The sequence below is a fragment of the Nostoc sp. WHI genome (assembly GCF_015714725.1).
In the GTDB taxonomy this organism is placed as follows: Bacteria; Cyanobacteriota; Cyanobacteriia; order Cyanobacteriales; family Nostocaceae; genus Nostoc.
Genome location: NZ_WBKM01000285.1, coordinates 25843 through 39375, shown reverse-complemented (window position 1 = coordinate 39375; position 13533 = coordinate 25843). Strand labels below are relative to the sequence as shown.

Below are 13533 nucleotides of genomic sequence, written 5' to 3'. Positions count from 1 at the left end.
TTCGTGAGACGGGCTGCACAAAGGCTTTACAACCAGTCTTTTAGTTTCAGCTAAAGAAAGCCGTATTTACAAAACCCCGGTTAAGGACAGGAGTATGGACTTTTTATTGTTGCCTCTCTTCAGCTTTATAGTTGGTATTGTTGTTGGCTTAACAGGAATTGGTGGGGCTTCTCTGATCACACCGATGTTAATTTTTGTTTTTCAAGTACCACCTGCGATCGCAGTAAGTTCTGATGTTGTTGCTGCTACACTCATGAAAGTCGTTGGTAGTATCAAACATTGGCAGCAACAAACCCTTGATGTAGAGGTGGTAAAATGGTTAGCTTTAGGAAGCGTTCCTGGTTCTCTGTTTGGGGTAGCAATACTGCACCTGATTAAACAGAATGGAGAGCAGAGCTTGAACAATATCATGCTCCACTTGTTGGGTGTAACGATTTTGTTGGTTACAGTTTTGGCATTAGTGCAAATGCTGCTGTTGACTTTCTTCCCACAGTTACAATTACCTGAAATTCCCAAATTTGACTTAACAACTCAACTAGGATGCTTGCAGACGATAAGTGTAGGAGCATTTCTAGGTTGTGTTGTAGGTCTAACAAGCGTCGCCTCCGGCTCAATGTTTGCCTTAGTACTGATTGCATTTTTCCGCTTGGATGCAAAGAAGTTAGTTGGTACAGATATTTCCCAGGCAGCAATTCTATTAGTATTTACTGCCCTTGGACACCTCACCTTGGGAACAGTTGATTGGAGTTTAGTTTTCCCGATATGGCTTGGTTCAGTACCAGGGGTATTAGTAGGGGCAAAAATCTGCGAAGTTGCACCGCAAAAACCATTGCGGTTTATGATTTACTTTATATTAATGATAGTGAGCTTAAAGCTAGTTTATTAGAGAATCTTTAGAGAATATTAAATATTGAAGGAGGCAAAAAAAGCAAATTAGAAAAGTAGTAACGCCCCATCTTCGTCTTAAAGGTGCGTTACTACTGTTAGTTAATGAATCGTAATTCCAACAAGTCCGATTGCATCTTCAAAATCAGCCCCTTGCAAGTTAGCTCCCTCTATATTCGCATTTGTGAGATTTGTTTTCTGCAAGTCTGCTTTTTGCAGATTTGCTCCTTGTAAATTTGCGCCTTCTAAGTTAGCTTTTTCTAAGTCAGCATCAAAGAGATTTGCTTCTTGCAGGTTTGCTTGTGCTATGTTTGCTTTGCCTAAATCTACTCCCTGCAAGTTTGCTGATTTTAGGTTTATTCCTTGTAAATTAGCATTTTCTAATTTTGCATCTTGCAAGTTTGCACCCTCCAAGTTAGCGGCTTGTAGGTTTGCATCCTCAAAGGATACCCCACTCAGATTGCACCCGACGCATTCATTGGTTTCTAATAAATGTCTAACGTTTGCTGTTATCGACTCCGTAGTTAACGCTACTGGAACAGATGTAGATTGGGTAGGTATCGATGATGTTTGTTGAGCTAGAGCGCTGGGTTGGTCAAGCAGAGAAAATACCATTGCAAACGCTAGAAATGCGGCAGTTAAAATCCAGGAAGTGATTTTTTTGGAATTAGGTATATTCATTAGTTTCTTCTTGTGATTATTTGTGGTTAAAACAACAGCAAAACATTAAAACAAAGCACGTGGATGATTTTACGCTTAATTAGAAAACATTGCAATGCTAGGTAACAGTAGATAGGTTTCACTCTTCATCAGAATGGATAATCCTAACGAGATTAATACCAAGGGAAAGACTTTGCGACCATAGCGAGCTAGAACGGTAGCCATTAGAGGATTACGAGTCAGGTTGTAAGATAGAAAACACCACAGCCCAACTGTGAAGTAGCAAACAGACAAAATTACCCCTAAACTTGGAAGATTGCTACTAGCAAATAACGGCACGTAGATACCAATATTATTTCCTCCATTGGCAATGGTGACAGCAGAAACGCGATAGGTTTGAGGGTCGCGGATAGTCGCCAATAGCGATTTATTCTGGCGCTGATGTTTTACATGATTTAGGTTAATTGATACAGCTTGTACTGCCTCTTCCTCGTTTTCTCGACTCATGAGATGATTAATACCAATGGCGATTGGAAGAAAACCTAGTAATCCAATCCAGGTATGTGGAATGATGAGACCACCGAAAAAACCAGGAAGACTAGCAAATACCAAAGCAGTGAATCCCAGAAATTCACCGATAATAATGTGTTTGGGACGAAAGGCATGATTAACTTTGCCAAAGAATGCCGTCAAATACAAATTATCATCAAAGGTAGTTGCAATAGCAGCAGAAATTCCGATAAGTAGAGTACCAATTAACCAACTCATGTTTGTTGCTCGCAAAGATTTAATTCTGGTTTTTCTAGTCCCTCTCTAATTTTTAACGTGAGGGCATATTAGGCGTTTGTTCCACTGTTTTGCCTAGCATCAGCAGACAGATAAGTTTTGGATGTTATGGAGGCGATCGCTATTAAATCAAATAGTGATTTTTTTCTCAGTAAGATACTTTAACTTTGTCTGAACTCAGTATATTTCCTTTGACTCAATAAAAGCAAATATTCTTTCTTTTCAAAACGATAAACAAAATTTATGGATAGTTGTAAAAGCTTTTTGGGCTATTTAAAATTCTGTTTAGTGGTAATATTGTTCCTTATATTGAAGCGAATTTAAGTAATTGCAGAGGAAAAAAACTGATTTAGAAATCTTAATAGATAACAGAAAATCTATTTTATCCAAGGTAATAGGGCAAATGTGCCCCTTTCATACATAATGTACAAACCTAAGCTAATCAATATAAATGGTACGGCAGTTTGACCATAACGAGTTAAAATATAGACCATTGTAGCTTGACGAGCTAATAAGTAAGCAACAAAATACCAAACTCCTGTCATAATCAGAAAAACTATAACCATTACCAGTAAGCTGGTAAGACTTTGACCAGAGAATAGGGGAATATAGATGCCAATATTATCACCCCCATTAGCAAAGGTAACTGCCGCGACTTTATAAGTTTGGGGACTTAGAATACTCAAGATAAAAGCTAATACAGGATTACTATTAGTCAAGGGCTTTAAATTAGTTGTAACAGTCTGAACTTCTGGATTTTCTGTTTCTTGATTCAGTAATTGCTTGATACCAATTGCTATTGGCAAAATTCCCAATAATCCTATCCAGGCTCTTGGTACTAATAAACTCCCAAAGAAACCCGGTAAACTGGCAACAACGATGGCAGAAAAACCAAGATACTGTCCGACAAAAATATGCCGACGGCGAAATTGAGTATTTATCTGTGAAAAAAATAGCAGTAGTATAACAATGTCGTCAATATTGGTGGCGGCAAAGGCAATAATTGCTTCAGCAATAGTTGTACTAATTTTACTCATTTGGGGTTGTCAGAAATACAGCTTAACTAATAAAATACTAATTTAAAGTTGCATATCATAGTTAGGTACTTAAAAACCAAATCAGGATATATTGAAATGAGTGAGTTAATTACTACACTCTTGGTTGGAGTCTCAGCCTTCATTGCCACTAATATTGATGATATCGTTATTTTATTACTGCTGTTTTCGCAAATAAATTCTAACTTCAGGTATAGACACATTGTTGCTGGTCAATATTTAGGCTTTACAGTGTTAGTGATTGCCAGTCTTCCTGGGTTATTCGGTGGGTTAATCATACCACCCAATTGGATTGGACTGCTAGGATTACTACCAATAGCAATGGGCATCAGCAGTTTAATCAATCGAGAAGAAGACGAAACTCAAGAGGTTGCAGTTGCAACAACAGAATATCAAGATTCAAATACCACAAGTCTTTTTAACGTACAAACTTACAGTGTTGCAGCTATCACTATCGCTAATGGAAGTGATAATATTAGCGTCTATGTGCCATTATTTGCCAGTAGTAATTTAGGCAAGTTTCTGATTATTATTGGAGTATTTTTTATATTAATAGCAGTTTGGTGTTATTTAGCTTATAAATTGACTTATCAAGCAAAAGTTGCAGATATTTTAAGCCGATATAGTAGTTATGTTTTACCTTTTGTGTTGATAATATTAGGAGGATTGATTATTTTAACAACTGAAGCTTTAAGCCTGATAAAACTAGCAGCAAGTTGTGTTTGTTTAGCGATTTTAGTGAAAAAAAATAGTTAAGCGAAACTAAATATATCGAGAAATTAAGCAACTTGTACATTCTCTTGCATCAGAAGATTTTCAAAAACTATCATCACCCGTGTATCAAAACGTTGACGGTTTTTTACTTTCCAAACAGGCTGAAAAATTTCTAATTTCTTCATAGATTTTTTTTGCAACTCGATAATTTGCACTGTATGTAATGTCCCCAGTTGCAATTCTTTTTTTACCATAGATTCTGGAATTGCAGCCGCACCAACACCAGTTTCTACAACTGCTTTGACCATTTCGCTAGTGTTCAGGTTAAGTACAACATCCAGGTTGCTGGGTTCAATTCCCCAACTTTGCAAGGCTTGGTGAAATGTCTGCTGTGCGCCGGAACCAGACTCACGCATCACCCAACTTGTGCTAAGTAATTCATCTACATAAATCTCGGTACGCTGGAACCAAGGGTGAGATTTGCCTACCACAATATGCAGGCGATCGCTTCCTACTTGTTCTTTGTCTAAACAGTGTTGCAATGATAATTTAATGTCCCCTGTAACCAAGCCTAAATCATACATACCCACAGCAGTCCCTTCACAAATTTCTTCAGCATTTCCTAGCTTACAGTTGATAAGAATACCGGGATATAACTGCTTAAACTGGCTAATTTTTTCGGGCAACCAATAGTTGCCAACTGTGAGACTTGCACCTAACTTTAACTCTCCCCGTTGCAGATTATTTAATTCCTTCAAGCCACGTTCTGTTAACTCTACATGATCAAGAATTGTCTGCGCCTCACCCTGCAATAATTTACCAGCATTTGTAATTTCAATATGACGACCAATGCGATGAAATAACCTTACACCATATTCTGTCTCTAAGGTTTGAATAGCAGCACTCACTGCTGGTTGGGTGATATAAAGTGCTTCAGCCGCGCGGGTAAAGTGCAACATTTCTGCAACTGCTAAAAAAATTCGTAACTGCTCCAGCGTCATTTTGGCTATATACAGGCTTCGAGATAGTAATTTTGAACATAAACACTGTTACAATATTATACGTTAACCTGGGCGGAAAACTGTAGATTTTTGTAGCTGTTCTTGATTACGTATATCTACTTGTTTACAATCAATAAATTCTGTCTATGGATTTGACAAGAAAGACTGTTTGCTTTTATTGATGAGTAACCATAGAGTGAAACTATGCCTTTTAACACAGATGGTTGAGAGTAACTACCATTGATGGAGATACGACACACACATGAGCGGATTACTGACTGCTATTCCTACAGGACTCACTGCTTTTGCTGCCACAAATCTTGATGATATTGTCGTACTATCGCTGTTTTTTTCACAAATAAATACTTGCTTTCGCCGTCGCCACATCGTTATCGGTCAATATCTGGGTTTTAGTGCCTTAGTAATTGCAAGCTTACCTAGCTTTTTTGGCAAGTTCATCTTACCAGCGTCCTGGATTGGTTTACTCGGTATTATTCCTATCATGATCGGTATCAGTCGTTTACTCAATCAAGAGACTGACGATGGAGAAAATCTGAATACTCCCGAACCTTTTCAAGGTTGGTGGTGTAACTTTCTTTCACCTCAAACCTACGGTGTAGCAGCAGTAACGATCGCCAATGGTGGTGATAACATTAGTATTTATATGCCGATGTTTGCTACCAGCACATGGGATAGCTTACTTGTGATTTTGACAGTGTTTTTCGTCATGGTGGGTGTGTGGTGTTATGCAGCCTATTGTCTAACTCAAGTAAGTGCGATCGCTTCTGTAATTACTCGCTACGGTAATTCCCTTATTCCCTTTATTTTAATCGGATTGGGTGTTTCCATTTTGATGGAAAGCCACACTTTAGAAACTCCGTCCTTAGTTGTCATCACTTGTACAAGTATCGGTTCTTACCTGTTAATTGTAAGTAAGAGTGCATGGCAAGAAACTTACGGATTGTCTTTGGGATCACCGAAAGCTGATGTTCTGTCTAGGGTAGAGCATAAATGAATTCTCTGTGGACATTAGTTACATCAACAGATAGATGAAAAAATGCTGACATCATGCCTTAATTTAGGTAGTCAGTAGCTAGTCAAAAAAGATTTCTATTTCACAAGGAAAAATACATGAAATTGTTCAGAATCAATCTTGTTAAAATCACTCTTGTTTGCTTATTGTTATTAGTAAACTTGATGATTGCTCAACCATCTTGGGCAGGTAAAAAATACACTGCTGATCCAGACTATATAGAAGTTACCAAAGCATTAGAATCTACCTTAGAGAATCAACAAACTCAAGGAAATACACCAGAGATTAAGCAAGAAATTTCTGAATTAAAATTCCAAAAGTATATCCTTGAAAATAGTGAAGATTCTTATGGAGTTTGTCGTAATGAAACAGATAAAACGCTGTTAGTCTACGGTGAGAAACCCAAAAAATCTACTTCAACCTACGACAATGAATTATATCTGCTACCTAGCGGTGCAGAAACTGACGATGAGTGGAACTGTGAAGGCGTTTATATCCCTGGACAAGCTGCTACAGAAGAACAAGGAGCCACACTTCCTAAAGCTTTTAAGATTGTTCATGGAACTCACTTAGTTGCTACAAGTAACCTCCAAACTGGAGAAATTGAATTTAATGTTCCACCTGCAAAAGTTATTCAGGCTGGCGAAGATAACTGGTTTATTCCTGAGAATCTACAAGCTGCACTTGATGCCGGAATTATCACTGCAAAAATTGATGATTAACTAACTAATACCGCTTTGCATAATTCGTAATTGACTTTTTGCAGGGGTTTCAGACGGGTGGCTTATTTACCCTGTGCTGTACTATAGTAATCAGATTTGATTTTTGACCTTATCTGCGTAGGCAGGCAAAAGGCAAGAGGAAAGAATGCTCTTTAAGTTGTACGGAGTTTTTTGAAAAATCAAACCATAGTCCCATAGAACTAATTGAATAGGTCAATTAAGTAAGCAAAAATCCTGAATAAAAACTAAGAGTCAGAACTGATCTTCTGGCTCTTTTTTAAAAAATATACTATTATGAGATTAAATTTATGATATGTTGATGTTTTATCATAAAATATTAATTATTTTGAATATTTAATTTAAGACGTAAGTCCTATGAAGATGGAAGCAGAAAAATTAGAAGTCAAGAAATTAGAAAAAAAGAAGTACAGATCAGACCGAATTCGAGATCACTTGGCGAATGAACGTACTTATTTAGCATGGATGCGGAGTGGTATTGCACTCATGGGTTTTGGTGTTTTAATTGTGCGGTTACGTATTATCAGCCCTCCATTAGCACCACAACCTCCTGGTAATGGTTGGAAGTTGGGTTTAGCATTCGCGTTGGTAGGTGTGTTAAGCGTGCTACTTTCAACTCAACATTATTTCGCTGTTCGCCGAGACATTGACGAAGATACTTATCAACCTCCAGACCGTTGGATACTTCTTGCAAGTTTAGCTGTGGTTCTCCTTGGTATAGGAGTCCTCTACTATGTCTTTACAGTTCCTTTAGATTATTTGAGTACTTTTATACTGGAATAATGGAGTGTAGAAGAGGCATAGAGAAAACTCTTGCCTCTTGCATTCTTGTCTAGTGAATGTAATCAATTCCGTAAGCTTACTTAATCTTCTTAAAAAGGGTTACTTTTAGGTTCGACGGTTAACTAGGGTGGCGCTAGCTTGATCAACGGGCATCAGCACAACTTCATTAATATTGACATGGGGCGATCGCGTCACACAAAAAAGTATCACATCAGCCACATCATCTGCCGTCAGGGGGGTAACTCCCTGATAGACTTTATTGGCACGTTCAATATTCCCGTGAAAGCGCACCTCACTAAATTCCGTTTCTACCATCCCCGGATCAACTGAAGTCACGCGCACAGGGGTGCCCAACAAGTCTTGTTTTAAACCTTCAGAAATTGCCCTCACAGCAGCTTTCGTAGCACAGTAGACATTACCACCAGGATAGGTTTGATGTCCGGCAATGGAACCTAAATTTACCACATGACCGCGATCGCGACTTACCATTCCGGGAACAACACAACGGGAGAAGTAAAGTAAACCCTTAATGTTAGTATCAATCATTTCTTCCCAGTCTTGAAAGTTGCCTTCGTGCAACTTGTCTAAACCGCGACTTAGACCAGCATTGTTAATTAGAATGTCAATGTCAGACCAGGAGGAGGGTAGACTAGAAATGGCAGATTCAACAGCAATGCGATCGCGCACATCTAGCTGTAACAAATGAATTTCAACACTAAATTCTTGACTGAGAGTATCTGCTAGCTCCTGCAAACGTTCTAACCGTCGTGCCGCTAAAATCAGTTTTGCACCCGCACCAGCGAAAATTTTAGCACAAGCAGTCCCAATACCACTGCTGGCACCAGTAATCAAAATGATTTGATTTTCCAGGGAAGTCATTGTTAGTCACAAGTCAAGAGTCCAGTGTCAATTGTCCAATAATTTGGAACTCATTACTTATATTATGTCAGAAGTGACATCAGGGAGAGTTGTATACTTACAGAGCTAAACCTAAGCTCGACTTTATCCATCTGCCTTCTTCACAACAACCTCTCAAACTTCTCTCCGTATCCTCATGTTGATTTATCTTAGTGCCATTCGACCATAACCAGTAAACCACAAACTTTTGGAAAGGAACGTAAAAACAAGGGTTATAGCCCAATACAGTTCAGTTAAGCCTAAAACTCAACTTCTACGTAGGTTGGGTTGAGGAACGAAACTCAACACTTCCGTGACTTTGTTGAGTTTTACTTCTCTACGAGACGCACTCGCGAACGTTCTACCCAACCTACAATTTTCTTAAGTGAACCGTATTGGGTTATAGCGATCGCCTGTATGTTGCTAGTGACATCGGCTGAAATGCTCAACTTAAGGTTGTTTTGTGGTATCCCTGCATTTAATTGAAATGTTCACATAACAAGGCTGATAAAAAACTTTTTGGTTTACTGATAACCAATGTCTTGTGATCACTGCCGACTAAACTTAAGATAAACTTCATCAAATCCTTGCCTAAAGCGCCCTCCATTCGCGGATCACCCGAAGGTTTACAGGACTTTACCACAACAGTTCCATAGTTTTTCTCGTTTTGTTGTAAAAAAACGAACCATAAACCGGGTATTTACTGATATCAATTGCTATTTGTGAAGGTTAGTGTAAATGAAGGAAACAAACCTCGGTTACACAGATGAGAACAGCTTCAATTAAGTTGTTACATTAGTCCCCTTAACTTAAGGGGTTAACCTACTAAAGTTTCAACCAATTCAACTTTGACCACTGTGACTTTAAGTCCCCAGTTATCAGCCAGGGATGTATTTTACCATGCCAATTTGGCAACCTCCTGACCTAAGACAACGGATAAAGCTCCGCGAAATTACCATGACAACTATAGATCAACCGTATCGAATATAGCAGCCGCTATCATGTCTGCTATCGATGGAGATCCGATTCAATTCGCCTCTAGCTTTGCCATCAGACAATCGTCCGATCACCCTTAACAAAACCCTGACGATTGATGGTATCGACATCTTTAGTTTAACCATCAGCGGTTGACAAGAGAAAAAGTTTCCAGTTTTACAACAGTGTTTCTACAATCGGCGCGATTTCAAGTTGCGATCGGACAACTGTGGCTGCCTTGAACAGTTCACACAGATGACCCATTCAAATAACTACTTAGTAACTGAGGAAAGTTGCTGAGAGTTTACTACCAATCAACCTTACACATATTCGGAGTTAATCTCATGGCTGGCAAAACATACTACGTTTCCGGAACAGGCAATGATCAAAATAATGGCTTGAAAGAGGGAGCTGCTTTTCGCACCCTCCAAAAAGCTGGAGACTTAGTGCAAGCTGGGGACACAGTTTACGTCATGAACGGCACTTATGAGCAAACTGAATACTTTAATAGCCCAGTTCTCAATATCAATCAAAAAAATGGCACATCTGATGCACCAATCACCTTTACTGCCTATCCTGGACATGACCCACTAATCAAGTCAGCTAACTTTCAAGCTATTCAAGTAATGGCCTCGTCCTACATCGTCATTGAGGGTCTGACACTGGTCGGAAACAACGACCAAATTACATTGAAATATGCACAAGAACAGCAAGGAAACAAAAACAATCCTACTACTAATGGGAGCGGTATTTATGTTGTGTTAGACAAAGCTGGAATAAAGTCTCACCATATTGTGATCAAGGACAACACCATTTCTAAGTTTCCAGCGTCTGGCATCGTCACAAATCAAGCTGATTACATCACTATTGAAAACAATTTAGTCTATGAAACTTGTTTCTACAGCCCTTGGGGAGCAAATGCTATTAGTCTCCTTTTGAATTCTGATGTTGATAACAACACCACTGACTACAAAATGATTGTCCGTGGTAACATTTCTCACAGCAATTATACTTTCATTCCTTGGTGGGAAAATGACGAAGGGAAAGCTACTGAGGGTAGTGGAATCATGATTGATTTGGCGAATGGACTGGGAAGTGATGGTGTGGCATACAAAGGAAGAACGCTTATCGCCAATAATGTTTCATACAACAATGGTGGCGCAGGAATCCAAGTTTTTAAATCGTCCAACGTTGATGTAGTAAATAACACTACATATAAAAATTCTAATCATCCAGATCAAGCAGGTTTCGGAGAAATCTTTTTAAATTCTGCAACTAAGATTCGTGCTGAGAATAATATCATGTACGCCAAATCAAATGGCGAATCATTTGCTGGGTCTGACAAAGAAAATACTATCAATAACAACCTGATTTACAACACAAGCAAATGGAACTTTACGGGTAAAAACGCAATCACGGGAAAAGATCCGCTATTTGTTGATGCAGCAAAGGGTAATTTTGCACTTCTTACTGGAAGCCCTGCGATCGACGCTGGTTCCAGTACTTTCAATGGCATTACTAAGAACGTTCCTCAGGATGGCGATGGCAACGGCACTGCTGCGATTGACATTGGCGCATACGAAGCCGCCACCAATAATACTCCTACCCCCGAAATTCAAGTTTTTGATGACACAGTTGACATTGTAGATGACAGCACCACCGCCATTAACTTTGGCGACGCCATTGTTGGCAGCATCCTGACCAAAACTTTTACCATTAATAACACAGGTATAGCTGCGCTCAACCTGAGTAATCTCAAACTCCCCGACGGCTTTAGTTTAGTAGGAACTCTTCCAGCTACCTTGGCTGTTAAGGCTACGACGAGTATAACGGTGGCACTCAATACGAATACACCTGGAACCTACACTGGCAACTTCAGTTTAAGCAACAACGATATTAACGAAAGCCCCTTTAACTTTGCTATTAGTGGTAGAGTTACTGCTCCCGAAATTCAAGTTCTCAATGGCACAGTTGACATTGTAGATGGCAGTAGTGCTGCCATTAACTTTGGTGATGCCGCTTTCGGTAGCACCGTAACCAAAACTTTCACTATCAAGAACACGGGTACATCTGCACTCAACCTGAGTAATCTCAAACTCCCCGACGGCTTTAGTTTGGTAGGAACTCTTCCAGCTACCTTGGCTGTCAAGGCTTCGGCAAGTATAAAGGTGGCACTCAATACGAAGACACCTGGAACCTATGCTGGCAGTTTCAGTTTGAGTAACAACGATATTGACGAAAGCCCCTTTGACTTTGCCATTAGTGGCACAGTAAAACCTGCTCCTGCCCCCGAAATTGAAGTTCTCAGTGGCACAGTTAACATTGTAGATGGCAGCACTACTGCCATTAATTTTGGCGATGTTGCTTTCGGCAGCACCGTAACCAAAACTTTTACCATCAAGAACACGGGTACAGCTACGCTCAACCTGAGTAATCTCAAACTCCCCAACGGCTTTAGTTTGGTAGGAACTTTTCCATATACCGTGGCTGCCAAGGCTTCGAAAAGTATAACGGTGGCACTCAATACGAATACACCTACGCCTGGAACCTATGCTGGCAGCTTCAGTTTGAGCAATAACGATAGTGACGAAAACCCCTTTAACTTTGCCATCAGTGGCACAGTTAAACCCCCTCTTGCTAACACAATTTATCTTCTCAATGGCACTGATAGTTCTGAGTACTTAAAAGGCAATGCCCCAGCTAACAAGATTTATGGGTTTGGGGGTCAAGACACCATCATAGGTAATCTAAAAAATGACCAACTTTTCGGAGGCGACGGACACGATACTCTATGGGGAGGCAATGATGATGACCTGCTCTATGGTGATAGCGGTAATGACAAGCTTTCGGGTGATAACGACAACGATACCTTATTTGGTGGTATCGGCGATGACCAACTATTGGGGGGCGCAGGTAATGACTGGCTTTATGGGGGCAATGACAAAGATGTACTTACAGGGGGTTATGGTGTTGATACCTTTGTATTCGCTTCTGCTGAGGGTACGGACTCCATTACTGATTTTGTAGTAGGTACGGACAAACTTGCGTTGTCAGGTGGCCTCAACTTTGGTCAATTGTTAATACAGCAACAAGGAAGTCAAGCCTGGATTGTGGATAGTTCTGACAATCAAGTGTTAGTGAAGTTAGATAATGTCACTTCAACAACGCTCTTGGCTCAAACTTCTACAACTTTTATCACTATTTAGCTCCGTCTTTCGATAATTAAGCCTCTTCAGGACGGGTCGGGAGAGGTTTGCAGGGTGACAAAAAGGGCTAGGATAGGATGCAGATAGAATAAGCCTTATTTATAGCCCTCTCCCCTTGCTGGTAGTACTTACGTTCGTTAGAACTTAGTCTCAATAACTTCCTGACTAACTTGTAGGAATCTTCCATAAAATTGACCCAATTAGACCCCTTTAGATTCGCAGTCACCTATGGAGGGAAACCCTCTGTAGCGCTGTCTCACCATATAAGCCAATATAAAAACTGCTATGTCGGCGTCAATATCGCCGACATTTTTTAATCCGTCCGACATATTTTTGGATACCTATAGGTTTAATTCTTTGGTCAGATATTATGGCGCTATTGTGTATAGGCGAGTGATATTAATAAAATTGGTTCTTCAGTACTTGTTATGCCAAATTATTAAGAATAGGCATCAAACAATGTCAAAATATATCAATTATTTGCTAAAAATACTGTAGGGATTGACATATGAACAATATTTCTTGTTAACTGTAAATATTATCCTGACTATTTTTATATAAATTTACAGTCATGAGTAGCAAAATAGATATTAAAAACATACAGGAATTATGACATGGTTGAGGGGAAAAGATTATTGGAACATAGATAAATTGGTGAGTTATTTAGATGAAAATTGTGGTGTGATTTATCAATCTAAACAAAGCTACTATAAGCTGCTGTAATCGGCAAAGATTAGCTGGAAGAAATCTCAGAAAATCAACCCGAATTCCAATCCAGATTTGGTCAAAATCAAGAGG

General features: G+C 39.4%; 12 protein-coding genes and 1 pseudogene. 7 read left to right on the top strand and 6 right to left on the bottom strand.

Going from position 1 to position 13533, the window contains the following annotated elements:
• The first annotated feature begins 94 nt into the window (after positions 1-94).
• Positions 95-886 (top strand): sulfite exporter TauE/SafE family protein, encoded by a 792-nt coding sequence (locus F8S12_RS29085; RefSeq protein ID WP_196519746.1) that lies wholly within the window; start codon positions 95-97, stop codon positions 884-886.
• Positions 887-987: 101 nt separating this feature from the next.
• Here F8S12_RS29085 and F8S12_RS29080 read toward each other — a convergent pair whose 3' ends face one another.
• The 3 genes from F8S12_RS29080 to F8S12_RS29070 all read right to left on the bottom strand — a co-directional run bounded on the left by F8S12_RS29080 (position 988) and on the right by F8S12_RS29070 (position 3368).
• Positions 988-1566, bottom strand: coding sequence for a pentapeptide repeat-containing protein (locus F8S12_RS29080; RefSeq protein WP_196519745.1), 579 nt, complete (start codon positions 1564-1566; stop codon positions 988-990).
• 75 nt (positions 1567-1641) lie between these two features.
• Positions 1642-2313 carry a cadmium resistance transporter gene (locus F8S12_RS29075; RefSeq protein WP_196519744.1) on the bottom strand — a complete coding sequence of 224 codons (672 nt, stop codon included), beginning with the start codon at positions 2311-2313 and terminating at the stop codon, positions 1642-1644.
• 395 nt (positions 2314-2708) lie between these two features.
• A complete protein-coding gene (locus F8S12_RS29070; RefSeq protein ID WP_196519743.1) occupies positions 2709-3368 on the bottom strand; it encodes a cadmium resistance transporter in 660 nt (219 codons plus the stop codon).
• A 96-nt stretch (positions 3369-3464) separates the two neighbouring features.
• Here F8S12_RS29070 and F8S12_RS29065 point away from each other — a divergent pair, with 96 nt between their 5' ends.
• A complete protein-coding gene (locus tag F8S12_RS29065; protein WP_196519742.1) occupies positions 3465-4142 on the top strand; it encodes a cadmium resistance transporter in 678 nt (225 codons plus the stop codon).
• A gap of 23 nt (positions 4143-4165) precedes the next feature.
• Here the strand turns inward: F8S12_RS29065 and F8S12_RS29060 are convergent, their stop codons facing one another.
• Complete coding sequence (locus F8S12_RS29060; protein WP_196519741.1) at positions 4166-5101, bottom strand: LysR substrate-binding domain-containing protein; 936 nt, start codon at positions 5099-5101, stop codon at positions 4166-4168.
• Between the two features lie 262 nt (positions 5102-5363).
• On the opposite strand from F8S12_RS29060, the gene F8S12_RS29055 reads away from it, so the two are divergent.
• The 3 genes from F8S12_RS29055 (at position 5364) to F8S12_RS29045 (ending at position 7657) form a co-directional block, all read left to right on the top strand.
• Positions 5364-6116, top strand: a complete 753-nt coding sequence (locus tag F8S12_RS29055; protein WP_196519740.1) for a cadmium resistance transporter — start codon at positions 5364-5366, stop codon at positions 6114-6116.
• Between the two features lie 182 nt (positions 6117-6298).
• Positions 6299-6856: a hypothetical protein gene (locus F8S12_RS29050; protein ID WP_230968351.1), complete on the top strand. Its 558-nt coding sequence runs from the start codon at positions 6299-6301 to the stop codon at positions 6854-6856.
• A gap of 375 nt (positions 6857-7231) precedes the next feature.
• Positions 7232-7657 carry a YidH family protein gene (locus F8S12_RS29045; RefSeq protein ID WP_196519738.1) on the top strand — a complete coding sequence of 142 codons (426 nt, stop codon included), beginning with the start codon at positions 7232-7234 and terminating at the stop codon, positions 7655-7657.
• Positions 7658-7762: 105 nt separating this feature from the next.
• Here the strand turns inward: F8S12_RS29045 and F8S12_RS29040 are convergent, their stop codons facing one another.
• Entirely contained in the window at positions 7763-8536 is a 774-nt protein-coding gene (locus tag F8S12_RS29040; protein WP_196519737.1) for an SDR family oxidoreductase, read from the bottom strand.
• 306 nt (positions 8537-8842) lie between these two features.
• Between F8S12_RS29040 and F8S12_RS29035 the strand changes: the two genes are divergently transcribed.
• Together F8S12_RS29035 and F8S12_RS29030 are read left to right on the top strand one after the other, a co-directional pair.
• Positions 8843-9040 (top strand): hypothetical protein, encoded by a 198-nt coding sequence (locus F8S12_RS29035; protein WP_196519736.1) that lies wholly within the window; start codon positions 8843-8845, stop codon positions 9038-9040.
• 833 nt (positions 9041-9873) lie between these two features.
• The gene (locus F8S12_RS29030) at positions 9874-12735 is read left to right on the top strand and encodes a choice-of-anchor D domain-containing protein (protein WP_196519735.1); all 2862 of its coding nucleotides are present in this window, start codon (positions 9874-9876) and stop codon (positions 12733-12735) included.
• 67 nt (positions 12736-12802) lie between these two features.
• Here the strand turns inward: F8S12_RS29030 and F8S12_RS41095 are convergent.
• A pseudogene (locus tag F8S12_RS41095) lies at positions 12803-13144 on the bottom strand (hypothetical protein); the annotation flags it as partial.
• Positions 13145-13533 lie beyond the last annotated feature (389 nt).